Source organism: Halegenticoccus tardaugens (assembly GCF_004116405.1).
In the GTDB taxonomy this organism is placed as follows: domain Archaea; phylum Halobacteriota; class Halobacteria; order Halobacteriales; family Haloferacaceae; genus Halegenticoccus; species Halegenticoccus tardaugens.
In genome coordinates this window covers 124,935-141,093 of record NZ_SDIC01000006.1, presented here as the reverse complement: position 1 = coordinate 141,093, position 16,159 = coordinate 124,935, and the positions used below count along the sequence as shown (strand labels likewise).

19 protein-coding genes are annotated in these 16,159 nt (G+C 67.0%); 9 read left to right on the top strand and 10 right to left on the bottom strand.

Features of this window, described 5'->3' with window-relative positions:
* The first annotated feature begins 58 nt into the window (after positions 1-58).
* Positions 59-1,213, top strand: coding sequence for an epoxide hydrolase family protein (locus C3L37_RS16600; RefSeq protein ID WP_129115715.1), 1,155 nt, complete (start codon positions 59-61; stop codon positions 1,211-1,213).
* Positions 1,214-1,439: 226 nt separating this feature from the next.
* Here C3L37_RS16600 and C3L37_RS16595 read toward each other — a convergent pair whose 3' ends face one another.
* Positions 1,440-2,105 (bottom strand): HD domain-containing protein, encoded by a 666-nt coding sequence (locus C3L37_RS16595; protein ID WP_129115714.1) that lies wholly within the window; start codon positions 2,103-2,105, stop codon positions 1,440-1,442.
* 1,286 nt (positions 2,106-3,391) lie between these two features.
* On the opposite strand from C3L37_RS16595, the gene C3L37_RS16590 reads away from it, so the two are divergent.
* Both C3L37_RS16590 and C3L37_RS16585 read left to right on the top strand, forming a co-directional pair.
* Positions 3,392-3,820 carry a DUF5805 domain-containing protein gene (locus C3L37_RS16590; protein WP_129115713.1) on the top strand — a complete coding sequence of 143 codons (429 nt, stop codon included), beginning with the start codon at positions 3,392-3,394 and terminating at the stop codon, positions 3,818-3,820.
* Positions 3,810-4,847 carry a tyrosine-type recombinase/integrase gene (locus tag C3L37_RS16585; RefSeq protein WP_164974783.1) on the top strand — a complete coding sequence of 346 codons (1,038 nt, stop codon included), beginning with the start codon at positions 3,810-3,812 and terminating at the stop codon, positions 4,845-4,847. The genes C3L37_RS16590 and C3L37_RS16585 overlap by 11 nt, the downstream gene beginning before the upstream one ends.
* 262 nt (positions 4,848-5,109) lie before the next feature.
* Here C3L37_RS16585 and C3L37_RS16580 read toward each other — a convergent pair whose 3' ends face one another.
* From C3L37_RS16580 to C3L37_RS16560, 5 genes are all read right to left on the bottom strand, one after another.
* Positions 5,110-6,135 (bottom strand): FAD-dependent monooxygenase, encoded by a 1,026-nt coding sequence (locus tag C3L37_RS16580; RefSeq protein WP_129115712.1) that lies wholly within the window; start codon positions 6,133-6,135, stop codon positions 5,110-5,112.
* A 68-nt stretch (positions 6,136-6,203) separates the two neighbouring features.
* Positions 6,204-6,797: a small multi-drug export protein gene (locus tag C3L37_RS16575; RefSeq protein WP_129115711.1), complete on the bottom strand. Its 594-nt coding sequence runs from the start codon at positions 6,795-6,797 to the stop codon at positions 6,204-6,206.
* Positions 6,798-6,906: 109 nt separating this feature from the next.
* On the bottom strand, positions 6,907-7,803 hold the full coding sequence (locus C3L37_RS16570) for a hypothetical protein (protein WP_129115710.1): 897 nt from the start codon (positions 7,801-7,803) through the stop codon (positions 6,907-6,909).
* 117 nt (positions 7,804-7,920) lie between these two features.
* Positions 7,921-9,372 (bottom strand): hypothetical protein, encoded by a 1,452-nt coding sequence (locus C3L37_RS16565; protein ID WP_129115709.1) that lies wholly within the window; start codon positions 9,370-9,372, stop codon positions 7,921-7,923.
* A gap of 123 nt (positions 9,373-9,495) precedes the next feature.
* On the bottom strand, positions 9,496-10,329 hold the full coding sequence (locus tag C3L37_RS16560; RefSeq protein ID WP_129115708.1) for an MBL fold metallo-hydrolase: 834 nt from the start codon (positions 10,327-10,329) through the stop codon (positions 9,496-9,498).
* A 96-nt stretch (positions 10,330-10,425) separates the two neighbouring features.
* Here C3L37_RS16560 and C3L37_RS24460 point away from each other — a divergent pair, with 96 nt between their 5' ends.
* Both C3L37_RS24460 and C3L37_RS16555 read left to right on the top strand, forming a co-directional pair.
* Positions 10,426-10,563 (top strand): hypothetical protein, encoded by a 138-nt coding sequence (locus C3L37_RS24460; RefSeq protein ID WP_164974782.1) that lies wholly within the window; start codon positions 10,426-10,428, stop codon positions 10,561-10,563.
* 46 nt (positions 10,564-10,609) lie between these two features.
* The gene (locus C3L37_RS16555) at positions 10,610-11,389 is read left to right on the top strand and encodes an SIR2 family NAD-dependent protein deacylase (RefSeq protein WP_129115707.1); all 780 of its coding nucleotides are present in this window, start codon (positions 10,610-10,612) and stop codon (positions 11,387-11,389) included.
* A gap of 22 nt (positions 11,390-11,411) precedes the next feature.
* Here the strand turns inward: C3L37_RS16555 and C3L37_RS16550 are convergent, their stop codons facing one another.
* Positions 11,412-11,699, bottom strand: a complete 288-nt coding sequence (locus tag C3L37_RS16550; protein ID WP_129115706.1) for a GYD domain-containing protein — start codon at positions 11,697-11,699, stop codon at positions 11,412-11,414.
* Between the two features lie 89 nt (positions 11,700-11,788).
* Here C3L37_RS16550 and C3L37_RS16545 point away from each other — a divergent pair, with 89 nt between their 5' ends.
* Positions 11,789-12,145: an SLOG cluster 4 domain-containing protein gene (locus tag C3L37_RS16545; RefSeq protein ID WP_228546294.1), complete on the top strand. Its 357-nt coding sequence runs from the start codon at positions 11,789-11,791 to the stop codon at positions 12,143-12,145.
* 26 nt (positions 12,146-12,171) lie between these two features.
* On the opposite strand, the gene C3L37_RS16540 is transcribed toward C3L37_RS16545, so the two are convergent.
* Positions 12,172-12,420: a hypothetical protein gene (locus tag C3L37_RS16540; RefSeq protein WP_129115705.1), complete on the bottom strand. Its 249-nt coding sequence runs from the start codon at positions 12,418-12,420 to the stop codon at positions 12,172-12,174.
* Positions 12,421-12,471: 51 nt separating this feature from the next.
* The gene (dph2, locus tag C3L37_RS16535; RefSeq protein WP_129115704.1) at positions 12,472-13,506 is read right to left on the bottom strand and encodes a diphthamide biosynthesis enzyme Dph2; all 1,035 of its coding nucleotides are present in this window, start codon (positions 13,504-13,506) and stop codon (positions 12,472-12,474) included.
* A 146-nt stretch (positions 13,507-13,652) separates the two neighbouring features.
* Between dph2 and C3L37_RS16530 the strand changes: the two genes are divergently transcribed.
* From C3L37_RS16530 to C3L37_RS16520, 3 genes are all read left to right on the top strand, one after another.
* Positions 13,653-13,853, top strand: a complete 201-nt coding sequence (locus tag C3L37_RS16530; protein WP_129115703.1) for a hypothetical protein — start codon at positions 13,653-13,655, stop codon at positions 13,851-13,853.
* Between the two features lie 60 nt (positions 13,854-13,913).
* On the top strand, positions 13,914-14,573 hold the full coding sequence (locus tag C3L37_RS16525) for an alpha/beta hydrolase (protein WP_129115702.1): 660 nt from the start codon (positions 13,914-13,916) through the stop codon (positions 14,571-14,573).
* 72 nt (positions 14,574-14,645) lie between these two features.
* A complete protein-coding gene (locus C3L37_RS16520) occupies positions 14,646-15,020 on the top strand; it encodes a YlbF family regulator (RefSeq protein WP_129115701.1) in 375 nt (124 codons plus the stop codon).
* 284 nt (positions 15,021-15,304) lie between these two features.
* Here the strand turns inward: C3L37_RS16520 and C3L37_RS16515 are convergent, their stop codons facing one another.
* Complete coding sequence (locus tag C3L37_RS16515) at positions 15,305-16,096, bottom strand: glucosaminidase domain-containing protein (RefSeq protein WP_129115700.1); 792 nt, start codon at positions 16,094-16,096, stop codon at positions 15,305-15,307.
* Between the last annotated feature and the right edge of the window lie 63 nt (positions 16,097-16,159).

Sequence of the window (16,159 nt, the reverse complement as noted above, 5' to 3'; positions counted from 1 at the left end):
ACACTGCACGGCTCGTTTTATGATCGATCGCGTCGGTACTCTCCTGTAAGGTGGTTGCATGAGCGTTCGTTCCTTCGAAATCAACATTCCAGAAGAGGAGACCGACGACCTAAACGGGCGGCTCGCGGCCACCCGGTGGCCCGATTCGCTCTCGGACGTCGGCTGGGACTACGGAACGAACGGGGAGTACCTGCGCGACCTCGTCGCCTACTGGGGCGAGGAATTCGACTGGCGCGCTCAGGAGACGCGACTCAACGGGTTCGACCACTACAGAGCCGAAGTCGACGGTCTCGGGATTCACTTCGTCCACGAACGGGGGACGGGCGGGGACGCGACCCCGTTGCTCCTCCTGCACGGGTGGCCCGGTTCGTTCGTCCAGATGCTGGATCTGCTCCCGATGCTGACGGATCCGAGCGCCCACGGTGGTGAGCCCGAAGAGTCGTTCGACGTCGTCGCCGCGTCGCTGATCGGCTTCGGGTTCTCGGACCGGCCGAGGGAACCGGGTATGAGCGTCGCGGAGATGTCCGAGTACTTCCACCGGCTGATGACCGAGGAGCTCGGCTACGAGCGCTACGCCGCTCGCGGGAGCGATCTCGGTGAGGGCGTGATCCAACAGCTCGCCCTCGCGCACCCCGACGCGCTGATCGGGATCCACCTCTCCGGGACGAATCCGTACCTCGGTGAGGTTCCCGACGACCTGTCCGAGGCGGAGGCCGAGTTCGTCGAAACGGCGCGCGAGTGGGATATCCGGGAGATGGCCTACGCGAAAGAACAGTCGACGAAGCCGCAGACGCTCGCCTACGCGCTGAACGACTCGCCGGCCGGTCTGGCCGGCTGGATACTCGAGAAGTTCTGGTCGTGGAGCGACCACGACGGCGATCTGGAGGCCGTCTACGCGAAGGACGACCTCCTCACGAACCTCACCGTCTACTGGGCGACGGAGACGATCGGTTCTTCAGTGCGACTCTACTACGAATCGGCGCGCGACCCCGGAAAGTGGGGAAAACCCGAGGTTCCCACGGCGATGTTGATGTCGCCGCGAGATATGTTCCCGACGCCGCGGGAGTGGGCCGAGCGATCCTACCGAATCGACCGGTGGACGGAGACGACGCGCGGCGGGCACTTCCTCGAGTGGGAGGTTCCGAAAACCGTCGCCGAGGACCTCCGGGCGTTCTTCGGAGAGGGTCGAGAGGACGAGACGGCGATCGAGTAGGGCGGTTCGAACTCCCACGCTCGGGCGTCGGCTTCGGAACGCCGGAGCCGTATCGTCGAGCGTACTACTCGTGGCCGATGACCGCCCGATACGGAGACGAACCGGACGACGGAGAGAGATTTCTGGCCGCTCTTTCGAATCCTCGAGGAACCGAAATTTTGTCGGTGAATGTATATACCCCACGAGACGTCCGCGAGTTACATTCACAGACTCGAGTCGAACCGATTCAGCGCTCTCCTTCGAGTCCTATTTCGTCGTTAAATCGGGCGAAGAAGTCTTCCATGAACTCCCACCTGGACTTCCCCAGTCGGCGCGCAGGACCGGTATGCAGCTCATCCAGACGCTCTCTCGCCCACTCCTGAAGTAACGAAACATCGGGGTGATCTGATGTCACCCTCCGGGGAGCCGACAGATCGTCGATCACCGCGTATTTTTCGCCCGCCCGGCCCGACCGCTCCCCGACAATGCAGGCCAGGCGAGCGATACCGACCGCGCCAGTCGTGTCTAACTTGTCCGCATCAAAGAGTAATTCTGCCTCGAGCGTCTCCGGGTCTGGAGAGCTAGCCCGGATGCTGTGTGCCCGAATGCAGTGTTTGATTGCCTCGAGTTGATCAGCTGGAACTTCCTTGGCTTCGAGTAGTTCTTCTGCTTCTACCGTAGCCCATTTACCGTGATCGTCGATTTCTCCCGACCGCTCCAGTGGGCGGCCGATGTCGTGCAGCCAAGCCGCTGCGGAAAGGACGTCTCGATCGACGGCCCGCTCACACTCGTTCGCTAACCGGAGCGATAGATCGCGGACTCGATTGGCGTGGAAGCTATCGTGCGCGGGGAGGGCGTCTTCGTAATAAGGCAACGCGAGAGTCCGCGCGAGGGGACCGACTCTCTGTGGCATAAGTGCGCGAGAAATCCCTCGGGGACCGTATAGTGATTGTGGAGCGAGAAAGGACGGAACGGCCGCCGAAACTGGCGAATCGTGAACGTTTTCGGCGGAATTCGCAACCCGGACCACATTACGTATAGCGATATAACGTGTATATTCCTCGCTACGGACTGAGAACTCTGCTAAACAACAAACGTTAAACATTCGATGAATTTACGACAACGGAGCGACACCGCCGAAAATCTTCGGTGGGCCGTCGCGTGGTCGGGGGTGGATGCGCGCTCCCGGGCGACGAGCGAACAACGCACGATCGCAAATACGCGACCGCGCCACGCGGCCAGGGTCAGCCGGCGACTGACGGCGCAGAACGCTCGACGCGGTCGAGCCGCAGACGAGCGGTCGGAATCACACCGCCGAGTCGAAACTGCGGGAAGTCGCAAAGCCGTAACGACGAGGACGCCCGTCGGCCGCGGCTTCCCTCTCGACGGCTGGAGAGTCCTCCCGAACGAACGGGGAGAAAGACGCGAAACGCTCAAACGGTCGCGTGACCGCCGACGCGAAACCGGCGATCCCGCCGAGAAGGACGATCGAGACCGATCCGCCTCGTCGCCGATCGACGCGGCGCACGAAGGACGGCGTGGCCGAGGTTCGACCGACCGGCTGACCGTCCGGATCACCCGCCGTCTCGGCCCTCGAACGCTCCCACCGGACGCGCGGTTTCCGTCCGAGGGTGCGCTTTCACGACACCGGCCGCCTCGACGTTCGGTCGGTCCCGTCCGATTCTCCGCTCGGACGTCGATGATTCCAAAGTCAGCGCACGGCGCCTTGTCAGAGGGGGAGCAACTTTGAGTCCGCGCTCGTGAATTCGCGAGTCAACCATCGAAGCGCGCGCGAGGTACCATCCCGAAAGAGGTCATTCAAGCGGATCGTTCGATCGGTACATTGGTTCGTCGAAGGTACTTTTTCGGGTGCGAACCCCCAGGGGTGACGCACAGAAAACGGCCCTCCAGAACCGCCCCAAAACTGGGATCTCGAACACGCGTGGAACGCCATCCGCTCGACCGGGCGCGCGCGGCGAGACGATCACGGAGTCGGACCGTCCGACGCGGCGATGTCCGGCGACGAGGGACCGTATTCTTTAGTTGTGTGTGTAGTCACGATCTGCCGACATAGTATACCCATCTACACAAATAATTGACCATCTCGGCGGAGAAGGTAGGTCTGTACCCACAAATAAGAGCCCTTATTTGTGCTACAAGGCATAACTTGATGACGGTCGACGAGAGTGTATCGGCGTGATGAAAGACGCCGATCTGGACACGTCGCGGTCGGCGGTGAAGACGTACGTACCGGCGTATCAAAAAGACGAGTGGCGAAGACACGCGGAGCGGCTGGAGATGAGCCAAAGCGAGTTCGTTCGAACGATGGTTCAGGCCGGACGACGGGAGTTCGAAATACCGTCCGCCCGAGCGCGCGCGGGATCGACCGATGCTGCGGACGACGACTCGGAAAGCCCGGCGGACGCGGACGGCGAGTTGGAGCGGCGCGTCGTCCGTCTGCTCGCCGACGGAGAGCACCTCTCCTGGGAGGAACTCATCGACCGGTTGACCGACGACATCGAGGGCAGGCTCGACGAGACGCTGCAGCGGCTCCAGACGACGGGTCGGATTCGGTACAGCGGCCGGGCGGACGGATACGCACTCTCGGGAGGCGCTCGTGGCGACTGAGTCGTCCACTCACGCGTCGGGAGACGCGATCGCGTACTTCGTCGAGGACATGACGTACCACGGAAAGACGCGGCGGACGCGCGAGGCGTACGAGCGCGTCCTTCGGGAGTTCGAGGCGTTCCTCGCCGAGCGACGGCCGGACGCATCGCTCGAAACCGCGACGCACCGCGAGTGCATGGCGTGGATCCACACGCTGCGCGGCGGCGTCGCCCGGAGCACGGTCGCCACGTACGCGTCCTACCTCCACCGGTTTTACTCGTACATGACGCAGGTCGGTGAGTTCGACACGAATCCGATGGTCCTCGTCATGGAGGAACTGGACGAGTCGATCGACGCCAACCCCACCCGCAGGGAGATTTCGGTCGAGGAGATGCGCGAGTTCGTCGACGAGATCGCCCACCCGCTTCACAGGGCGGTCGTCGTCACGCTGTTGAAGACCGGCATCCGGGCCGGAGAACTCTGCAACCTCGACCTTAGGGACCTCTCCGTCGACGTGGTTCGAGGGATGGAGGGCGTACGCGTCCGCCCGCAGTTGGACGGGCGGGGGGACTCGCTGTACGTCTCCGCGGACCACAGCGCGGGCGACGTCACGGACGGCGAGCGCAGAACCGCCTCGAACAAGCGGAAGCGCTCGACCGTCGTCCCTGTCGACGACGAACTCCGGCGGGAGCTGATCCGCTGGCTCGCGATCCGCCCCGACCCCGTCTCGCCCGCCGAGCCGCTGTTTCTCAGCACGAGCGAGCGCTGGGGGGAGCGGCTCACCCCGCACATGGTGCACCACGCCGTCGAAGCGCACGCCGCGCGGCGAAACTGGCACAGGCCGGGGGGCGGAGCCGAGGAGAACGTGACCCCGCACTACTTCCGGCACTTTTTCACCACCCACCTGCGGGATCGGACGGGCGACCGCGGGATCGTCAAGTACCTCCGGGGCGACGTCGCCGACGACATCATCGACACCTACACGCACAACTGGGGCGATCGGGTCAGAACGTCGTACGAGGCGAACGTCTATCGGCTGTTCGACTAAGATCCGTGGTCGAACCGGGTCGAATGAATCGTATGTCGATATATCAAATCGAACCCTCGCGGCCGCCACGGTTATTCGCGTCCTTCGGGAAGTACGCGACGGGGGGTAACACAGTGAGCAACCGCCGACAGTTTCGTCGGCTGGCGCGCCGTCTCGCGCGCCGGACGAGGCGAATGATTCGAAAGAAGCGACGACAGCGGCGGCGCGAGCGCCGGCGGCGAGACCGGGAGGACTGACCGTAGCGGGAACAGCGGGCGGGTGGCTACTCGGCGCTCCTGACCGTCTCCGCCCGCGAACCGCCCGCTTCCAGCCGGCGAGCGTACTCGACGATTCGGTCGTCGTCGACGGCGTCGAGGAGCGCGGCGTCGTCGAGGTGTCGGGCGATCCGCCGCTGGCCGCGCGCCGTCCGACGGTCGATCTCGTCGGCTTCGACGTACGTCGCGAGGGTCGAATCGATGTACTCCTCGCGGACGCATTCGACCCGGTCGTCGTCGATGGCGGGGGAATCCGGGACCTTGTTGCCGTCGAACCACTCCCGCCAGCGATCCCGATCGCGCCACTCGTCGTCCAGTTCCGCGTTCCGGCGGATCCAGTCGTAGCGTTCCGCCACGTCGTCCCAGTAGTCCGCCTCGCGCCGCGCGTCGGCGATGATGCTGCGTCCGACCTGCGCGCCGTGGCCGGCGCTGATGATCACCTGATCGCCGACGCCGGAGAGCGGTCCCGCGACGTACAGCCCCTCGATCGGCGTTCGTCCGTCAGCGTCGGGGAACGCGCGGTCGAACCGCTCGTGCTCCTCGCCGTCGTACTCGTACGTCTCGAACATCGCGCCCTCGGCGTCGAGCGGTCGGAGGTACTCCGCGTCGTACTTCGCGGCGGCGACGACGCGGTTCGCGGTCAACTCGCGTCCGTCCTGCGTTTCGATCCGGAACGCGCCGGACGCGGCGCCCGGTCCTCGGCCGTTCGAGCGCGACGCGGCGTCGTCTCGGTGGACCGCCTCGACCAGATCGCGGACGATCTCACAGCCCGCCTCCCGGGCGTGGTCGTGCGCGAGCGCGCAGAAGGTGTCGACGTCGACGCCCGCGGGGAACCCGAGGTAGTTTTCGAGGTACGCACACCGCTTGATCGAAGAGTTTCCGCGGTCGAGGATGCACGTTTCGAGGCCGTACCGCGCCGTGAACACGCCGACCGAACAACCGGCCGGACCGCCGCCGACGACGAGCACGTCGTAGGAGGTGCTCCCGTCGCTCGACGTGAGTCGCCCGCCGCCGGTCGATGAGCCGTCGGACATATGATTTAGGCATACCTAAACAACGACCTAAATCTTTCGGTCGTCGTAAAAGGGCCCGTCGGAGAGCGTCAGAGGGCTCCCGAGAGGATCGATGCGCCGGTGACGGCGACGAACGTGACGAAAACCGTCCACAGCGCGATACCGACCGTCATCCAGATGGCCGTCGAGCGACGCGGGGAGCCGAGCCCCAGGGCGAGCAGTGCGGCGACGTGTACGCCGGTGATGATCGGCGAGGAGAGCGCCAGCCCGGGGAGCCCGTACGTGGCCCAGATCCGCCGCGCTCGCGCGCCGCGTTTGGAGGGGGATCGGCCTCCTCGTCGAGCGCGGAGGTACCGATCCACGCGTTCGTGCGCCAGGATCAGCCCGTAAATCGGGACGACGTTTCCGAAAAAAGCGACGACGGCGACGGCCAGCGGATTCAACCCGAGCGCGACGCCGATCGGAATGACCACCAGAATCTCCAGTAGCGGCGTCGCCGCGAGCAGGAAGATCAGCAGATACTGTGCCGGTCCGTCGGTGGACGCGAGGAGGTCGCGCGCGGCGCTCTCGATACCGACGATCCCCGGTGCATCGAACAGCCACGCGGCGTCCGCGGGCGATCCTCCGGCGGAGAGCCTCGGCGAGAAGGACGGGACGATCGCTTCGGATGATCTCGTCGGCATGTCCGCGTAGAGCCTTCGAGCGGAGATAGCCGTTCTCGAACGTGAACCCACGTACTACCAGTTTATTGTCGTTATTTCGAACGGGGGAAACGGATCCGGGCGCGACCCGTCAGACCCGGATCGCCGTTTCGAGCGGCTGCGCGACGAGTAGGGACGTGAGCCGCTCCGTCGTCGCGTTCGTTTCCGCGACGTTCTCCATCAGCACCGTCTCGCTCGGGAACAGGTGTTCGCCGAGAACCATCCCGTGCTCCCGGGCGGTCGAACCCGTCACGGTGAGGTAGACGCCGAGGCCGGTGTCGGCGATCGCTGCCTCCTCCTCCACGCCCGCGGCAGGATAGGCGAACTCGATGCCGTCCAGCGCGTCGGTTCCGATGACCGCCTCGACCAGTCGTTCGTAGCGGGGCGAGATGCAGAGACCGCCCTCGTAGTCCGCGACGAACCCTCGGGTCAGATCCGCCCCGGGCGGCAACACCTCGGGCGTCGCCATCAGGGTGTGGTAAACGGTATCACCGAGGCCGGTGACGACCCGGACGTCGGTGTCCCGGGGATCGATGCGGGCGTTGACGTCGCCGAGATCCTCGATGCCGTCGGGGCGAAGCGCGACGACCTCCTCCAGGACGAGGTCGGCGCTGTCGAACCCGAGCGCGAACTCGTGGGTCCGGAGGGCGCGGAACGGTTCCTCGCGGCCGACCAACCTGACGTCGACGCCGTCGACGGAGACCGTGGCGCTGTCGAACACGATCCGTCGAGGGTTGCCGTCCCGGTCGTCGCGCAGGAGCGTGTACTCGGGCGCGGCGGGATCCGAGATGTCGCTGTACTCGGCGAGGCGCTCGTACACGTCGCGGTCGGGCTGCGTTCGGCCCTTCGTGACGGCCTTCTCGTAGCGGAGCGTCGAGGCGATCTCGTCCGCGAGGTCGTGGACGCCCGCCCCGGTAGCGAGGCGTTCGAGAACCGCTTCGAGTGGTCGCCCCTTTCGGGGCACGGCGACGCTGACCGTCCGGCTCATTACCGGACCGAGGGTATCGGGGGCTAAACCGATTGCGCTTTTCGCAACTTCCGGGCGCGTCAGCGCGTTATTCGATAACGTGGACCGTCCGAGGTGGATTTCCGACGGATCGACGCCTCAGGCCCCGCCGAAGACGTCGTCGAGGCGCGCGCGGAAGGCGCGGAACTCTGCGAGTTCGTCGTCGAACGCGGCGAGTTCCTCCCGCAGGGCGACGACGTCGCCGTCGAGATCGGCGAGGTCCGCGCGCACGTCCCCCATCTCCTCGTCGAGGCGCTCGAACGCCTCGGCGTTCGTCTCCGTGGCGGCGTCCAGCGTGTCCAGTCGGCCGTCGAAGCCCTCCACGGCGTCGCGGAGGTCGGCCCGCTCCGACGCCGCGTCGTCGAATTCGGACGCGAGGTCGGAGATCGCCTCGTCCGTCGTCTCGACGCGCTCTCGCAGGTCGGCGATGATCGCCTCGCCCGTCCCCTCCTCGTCGAGGAACGCGGCGAGCGCGTCGCTGTAGGCTTCGAGATCGTCCACCTTCGACTGGAGGTGGCCGATCCGCGCGTCGACGCTGGCGGGAATCTCCCCGGCCGTCGGCTCTTCGAGGTCGAGTTCGCGCCGCAAGAGCGCGAGGTCGTCGTCGTCGACCCGACCGTCGCGGATTTCGGCCGCCAGCGCCTCGGCGACGCCGGCTGACGCCGCTTCGGGTACCGTCGGAGCGGAGGTCGGAGCCGTCGACGGGTCTGCCGTCGGGTCCGTCGGGTCCATCGGATCCGAACCGGAATCGCGCGTCGTAACGGCCGGCGTCGTGTCGGCGGCGAGCGCGCGGGGACTCGATTCGTCGGCGGTGACGTCGGTTTCGACACCCTCGACGGTCTCGTCGGCGTCGTGCCTCTCGTCCACCTCGCTCGGCTCCTCCGGATCTTCGAGCGCGAGCGGTTCGATTTCGGGTCCGTCGACCGATTCCTTCGCGTCGTCGTCGTTCGACGCGGTCGGATCGTCAGCGTCGACCTCGCTCGACGCGTCCGCGGTCTCGCCGGGATCCGCGCCGCCCGCGCCGGTCGGGTCGTCGAAGTCGAGTTCCGCGGGACCGTCCGCTTCGCCCGAACCCATCCCCGGGAGGGACTCCCGGTCGCCCGCGAGCGCCTCGCGGACGACCTGGGTTCGGTCCTCGCCAACGACGTCGTCGAGCGATTCGCCGCCGCGCTCGTCGTCCGCGTCGCCGACGACGCGTTCGAGGACCGGTTCGCCGAGGAACGACGCGCCCTCGGCCGGATCGTCGAGGCGGACGCCGTAGACGGTCGTGACCGACTCCCCCGGTTGGAGAGCGCGGCGGTACTCGACGCGGTGATCCTTGTAGGCGGTCCAGTTGTCGTTCTCGTAGTCGGGGTGAAAGCCCACCCGCTCCATCGAGAACGATTCCGGAATCGTATCTGTCACCCGTATGATGACGTCGTCCGACCGGTCGGAGTCGATCTCGAACCTGATCGCCGGAACCGGGAATTCGTCCGCGACGAACCGTTTTCTCACCGTTATCCCCTCGCTTTCGACCGTGACCACCTCGTCCCCTGCGGAGCCCTGGCTCATATTCAACACAATTCTGACACACCACATAAATCAATCGGCGAGAACGTCCGTCCGTTCGATCGCTCGATCGCTCGATCGCTCGTCCGCTCGATCGATCCTCCGTCGTTCGTCCGCTTCGCCGGCCTACAGATCGACCCTGTCGCCGATCTCGACGAGTTCGAGCGTCGAGGGATACTCGTAGCTCCGCGCGTGGTGGTGCAGCGCCTTCGGATCCGCGGTCATCCCCTTCCACATGTCCCAGTGGCTGGGGAGTAGCCGATCGAACTGCAGGTCGCTCGCGGCCTTCACGATCTCGTTTTCGGTGGAGTACCACTTCGTCCGGATCGGCTCGCCCGTCTCCTTGTCCGGGACGTTGCCGATCGCGCCGAACGCGAGGATGCCGAGGTCGACGTCGTACCGCTCGCCGAGGTCCTCGAACGCCTCCGCGGGCTTCGTGTCGCCGCCGTGGAAGATCGTCCCCGAGTCGTGCTCGAGGACGTAACTGACGGGGTGGGTCGAGTCGGGGTCGTCGGCGGTCTCGACGCGGACGGTGAACTCGCCGATCTCCAGCGCGTCTCCCTCCTCGACCGCCTCGAACTGGTCCTCCGCGACGTCCCAGTTCTCGGTCCAACGCTCGTCCTCCCGGGCGACCGCGAGGCTGTCGTCCGGCGCGTAGAACGTCGCCCCCGTGTTCGCGAGGATCGGCGCTTGACTCGGACCGTGGGTGTGATCCGTGTGCTCGTGGGTCGCCAGGATCGCGTCGGCCGCCTCGACGTCCGCCGGGTCGAACGGAACCGGCACCATCCGGACCGTCCGCGGCGGGTCGCCGGTGCCGACGTACGGATCGATGAACAGCGTCGTTCCGCCGCTACCTTTGAGTACGAAGCCGTTGCAGCCGAGGTACCAGACGGCGACGGTGTCCGGGTCGGCGTCGTCGACCGCGCGCGGGAGCCAGTCGCCCCAGTCACTGACTGTCATACGCACCCCTGCGCGCGCGGACGGTCTAAACGTTGTGGAGTCGCGGCGGCGGCCCGCCCGGGCAGTACAGGCAGAAGGTACAGGTGTCCGCGAGGCGTGAGACGCGACACCGTGAACGATCGCCGCAACCCCGTCGGTCGACCGAGCGCGACGTATGTTGACATGCTCCGTTTCATCCGGCTGACGACGCCGGCCCCGAAGCGCCGGCTCACCCGCGACGCCCGACGCCGGTGACCGGCGCGAGCGCGCGTTTTTTCTCGCATCCCACCCACCGTCGGACATGGGTGATTCCCTCCCGTCGTCGACCACGGACGACGATCTCGCGGCGGTCGCGGACGCGCTCACCGAGGCGGACGTCGCGGTCGCGCTCACCGGGGCGGGCGTGAGCACCGCCTCCGGCGTTCCCAGCTTCCGCGGCGAGGGCGGAATCTGGAGGACCGAGTTCGACCCGGGCGACTTTCGGATCGGTCGGTTCGACGCCGATCCGGCGGGGTTCTGGCGGGATCGGCTGCGCCTCCACGAGGCGATGTTCCCGGAGTCGGTCGCCCCGAACGCCGCCCACGAGGCGCTCGCGCGGCTCGAACGGGAGGGGTTTCTGGACGCGGTGATCACACAGAACACCGACGGGTTGCACGCCGAGGCCGGGAGCGATCGGGTGCTCGAACTCCACGGCACCGGCGCCCGCGTCGTCTGTCGCGATTGCGGCCGTCGCGAGGAAGCCGCGCCCGTCCGAGAGCGCGTCCGGACGGGCGAACTCCCGCCGCGATGCGACGGCTGCGGCGGCGTCTACAAGCCCGACGTGGTGCTCTTCGGCGAGGCGCTCCCGCGGGAGACGTTCGCGGAGGCGCGGCGGCTGGCGGCCGACAGCGACGTGTTCCTCGCCGTCGGCTCGTCGCTCACCGTCGAGCCGGCGGCGTCGCTCCCCGGCGTCGCGGCGGAAGGGGGGACGCTCGTGCTCGTCAACAGGGAGGAGACGCCCTACAGCGACCGGGCCCACGCCGAATTCCGCGCGGACGCGGCGGCGACGCTGTCGAAGCTCGCGGAACTCGTCTCCCGGTGAGCAGGTCGCCGGGCGATCCCGCTCAGAAGTCCTCGACGATCGATCCGAGGTCGTCGACCGGGATGATCTCCATCGTCTGGGTGTCGAGCCCGTACCGTTCCATCGCGATGGAGATCTTGAACGCCTGATCGCGGTCGTCGGCCTCGAACAGCACCAGAAAGTCGCGCTCGCCGAGCACCGCGTAGGCGTCGAGAAGCTCCCCGCCGAGTTCTTCGACGTCGCGCCGGATCTCGCCCCAGACGGTCGCGAGCTCCTGCGCGTTCTGGAACGACGACTCGTCCACGTCGACGAGTGCCGAGTACGTGCCCATATCGGGACACAACGGTCGAAGTTTAAAAGTGATTCCGGCCGGGTGCGGACGGGGTCGGACTCGATCCGCGCCGACGGTCCGGCGACTTCGTGGCCGTCGTCGTCTGCGGCGGTCTCGGCGGGGTGATGGAGGCGGCCTGCCGGGGCGCGAAGGCGGCGGGCGGCGAGACGATCGGCATCCTCCCCGGGGACGACCCGACGGCCGCGAACCCCCACGTCGACACCGCGATCGCGACCGGGATCGGTCACGCCCGGAACGCGCTGGTCGCGATGAACGGCGACGCGGTCGTCGCGATCGGCGGTGCGGCGGGGACGCTCTCGGAGATCGGCTTCGCGGGCGTGTTCGACCGACCGGTCGCGGGCATCGGAACGCACGACGTCTCGGGCATCGAATCCGTCGAGACTCCCGAGGAAGCGGTCGAGTACGTCGAGCGGGCCGTCGGGTGAGTCGTGGCGCACGACCCCGGCTCCGGTCAGGACGACGCTTCCCGTTTCTTCCAGAGCCCGAGGACCATCGAACCGCCGCCGAGGAGGGCGAGAGAGACGTTGAACAGCCCGCCGAGGATCGGCACGACGCCGACGACGGCCGAGACGAGCGCACCGATGCCGAGCGCGGCGAACAGGCCCGGATCGGTGAACTCCTCGCCGACGACGGTGCCGAGCGCGACGGTCCTGGTCGCGCCGCCGACGATGGCGAGGACGAAAAACGCCGGAATCGTCACGATGATCGTGATGACGAGGAGCGAGGCGAGTCGAAACGGCGTCGGTCGCGATCACCAGGTGCCGTGGAACGTGTCGAACGACAGCGAGTCGAGCGGTTCGTCGCCGACGACGATCCGGTACTCGCCCGGCGTCAGCATCGGCTTGTGGAACCGCGGGCCGTCGTCGGTCGTGATGCGCGGACACCCGGTGTTGACGAACGCGTCCATGTCGAAGTTGCGCAGGCGGTCCGGCGTGACCTCGTCCATGGTGATGAGGTAGGCGTCCTCGTTGTCGTCGAGGATCTCCTGGGCGGTCTCCCAGCGACCCTGGCCGATCTTGGTGCAGAAGATGACGCCCCACTTTTCGGCCCCCATCGCCCGGTGGACCGCGCCGTAGCGCTGCTTCAGGAACTTCTCCGTGTCCGCGACCGTGACGACGTTGTTGACCGGGTCCGCGATGACGACCGTCTTCTCGGGGTGCTCCATGGCGAGGCCGAGCGGGTGGAACTTCCCGCCGCCGACGTAGAGCACCTGATCGGCGTCGACGTCGGCCGAGGCGTAGTTGCAGCCGAGGACCTGCCCCTCGTGCGTGAGGCGGTCGTCGCCTCGTCGGGTGTGCACGGAGAAGCCGCGCGCTTCGAGCCAGTCGGCCATCTCCTCGAAGCGGTTCATGTGCTGGGCGGTGGTGACGAGACCCACGTCGCCCGCTTCGAGTTCGTCGAGGGATTCCTCCATGATCGGGAAGGGATCGACGTTCGAGAACAGCGGGACGTAGATGATCTTGTCCGACTCCTTCATCGGCGAGTGGCCGAAGTGGACGAACACGTCCGTCCGGCGCATCAGGTACGTGTCGAGGTCGCACGCGCCGTAGCAGGGCTGCCCGGAGAGCATGAACGTCACCCCGTCCCCGACGAGCGCCCGGAGGTCGTCGGCCACGGCCGGGCCGCGGCGCTTCAGTCCCTCCGGGAACTGGAGGCCGACCTTCGTCGCCCCGCGTTCCTCGATCGCCTCGACGATCCGTTCCAGTTCGTAGTCCCACTCCCTGTCGTGTTTGAGGGCCATCCCGGTCTTCCGCAGATCCCCCTCGGAATAGGCGTCCCGACTCATTGACTCGTCGTTGCGGGCCGGGACGTTTAACGACCGCGCTTCGGCGGAGTCGCTCAGCGGCGTCGCGGGCGACCGGCGAACGGGTCGTGCGCCGATCGCACACCGACCGCTCGGGATTATGCCCGCGGCGATCGTACCCTCCCGACATGAGCGACGAATCGTTCGACTGTCCGGACTGCGGGGCCGAGATCGCGTCGAAAGACGGGGTCGAGAAGGGGGAGACGGTCCGCGAGATCACCTTCGACGAGCGTGAGGGGACCGACGAACCGCCCCGCGTCGTGCTCGGGGCCGGACGGCGGAACCTCTGGCTCTGCAGGCGCTGCGGCAAGGTGCTCGGCGTCAACTAGCGGGACCGGTGACGGACGCGTCACTGGGTGATTGAAGCGGCTCGCGTCCCAATCGGAGGTATGAGCGACGACCTCCCGCTCGAACACGTCCACGTCGAGCCGCAGCGAACGTCGAACGGACCCGCGCCCGCGGTCTTCGTCCTGCACGGCCGCGGCGCGAACGAGGAGGACCTGCTCCCTCTCGCGCGGCGGTTTCCCGACGAGCTTCGCGTCGTGAGTCTCCGCGCCCCCGAGCGGCTGATGGGCGGGTACACGTGGTACGAGCTGGACACGTCCGCCGGCGGCCTGCACAGCAGTCAGCCTGACGGCGATGACTTCCGCCGGAGCCTCGACCTCGTCTCCGAATCCGTCGACGCCGCGGTGGAAGCGTACGCGATCGACCCCGATCGGATCGGCCTGCTCGGGTTCAGTCAGGGGGCCATCACGAGCCTCGCGCTCCTGCTGGAGGATCCCGACCGGTACGCGTGGGTCGCCGCGCTCCACGGCTACCTCGCCGAGTCACACGCCGCCCTCGACCCCGACGGGATCGACGGCAAACCGGTGTTCGTCTCGGCGGGATCGGCCGATCAGGTGATCCCGCCGCACCGGGCGGAGGCGGCGGCCGGCCGCCTGCGCGAACTGGGGGCGGACGTGGCGTTCGGCGCGTACGAGGCGGCCCACGGCGTCGGCCCCGAGGAGCTGGCGGATCTGGTGGCGTTCGCGGAGCGAGTGGTAGAGTAGAGCGAACCGAGCGTCGCGGCGACCGACGCGCGCATCCGGCAGGCCTAAACGAATCCGGTCCCAATCGAGACCATGAGCGTCGAAACGACTTCCATCGAAGACCTCGGCCGGGAACTGGGCGACGCCATCGCCGAGACCTCGGAGTATCGGGCCTTCGAGGAGGCGAAGGCGGCCGTCGAGAACGACGCGGAGGCACAGGAGACGATCTCGGAGTTCGAACAGCTCCGACAGGAGTTCATGCTCGCGCGGCAGACCGGACAGGCGACGCAGGAGGGCCTCCAGAAGGTCCAGCGCGCCCAGCAGGAGCTCCACGCGCTGCCGGTGATGGCCGAGTACCTGGAGGCGCAGGAGGAACTCCAGAGCCGACTCGAAGGCGTCAACGAGGCGATCTCGGAGCCGCTCGCGGTCGACTTCGGCGGCGAGGCGGGCGGCTGCTGTCACGATTGATCGGCGGCCGTGGAGCGAGCGCGTTTTTCGGGCCACCTGCTGGAAGAGCGACGCGTCTCGCGCACTCGGCCCGGTTGCCACCGAAGCGACGATCGCGACCGACACCGAGTAAATAAATCAAACTCTGCGATATGAAACCGAGGTCGGTCCGGTCGTCGCGGTGAGAGCGGGCCGGTGAGCCCTCGGATCGGTCACGCGTCGGTTCCGGCGTGCTCGCCGCTCGCGAACAATTCGCGGATCCTCTCGAATCGAAAAACTCGAATTGCGGTATTCGTAGCTCGCGGCTACGCCGGATCGAGGTACTGCTCGACGGACCAGCCCCAGATGTCGCGTTCGAGCCAGTGGATCCCCCACCACGTGTAGCCGTCGGCGGCGGTCGGTCCGTTGACGATCTCGCCGACGGAGCCGGCGGCCATCGTCGCCACGACCTCGGAGTCCAGTCCCGGCTGCTCGCGGGTGTTGAGACCCTCCGTCGCGACGACGCGGTCGCCGTCGCCGAAGCCGCCGTCGCCGCCGGACGGGAGCTCGTCGGCGATGCTGTTCATCACGCCCGCGATGCCGTCGGCCCAGTTGTCGTCGGTCGCGTAGTGTACGTTCATCCCCCGCAGGGTCGGGCCGTGCGACGTGTAGTACTGTCCGTCCGGGCTCAGGTAGAGGTCCTTGATCCGCGGCATCACGTACCGCACGCACTCGTCGAACGAGTCGAAGGCCTTCGCGCCGTCGTACGGGTCGCTGTCGACGGCCCCCCAGCCGTAGATGTTGTTCTTGTCCTGGGCGATCGTGCTGGTCCCCCACGCCGACTCCCACGCCGCGTGGGCCGCCATGTAGACCGCGTTTATTCCCTCCTCGTTACCGACGGCGACCCACGTGTCGCCGAGGCCGACGAGCGGACTGTCGGATCGAACGCCTCGGACCGCCTCGTCGAGTTCCGCCCCGGTCGCCGAGACGGTGTTCGTGAGATCGCTGTCGACCGTGTACGTGGTTTGCGCCGCGGCGGTGCCGACGAGCGAGGGTCCGCCGAGTCCGACGAGACCCGCGCCCGCGAGCTTCAGGACGGTGCGTCGTGAGTGGTTCATGCTCCGGCCGAGCGGAGGAAGACGTTGACATTAATTCTTTTCTAGCTTAAAAGATAGGAAATA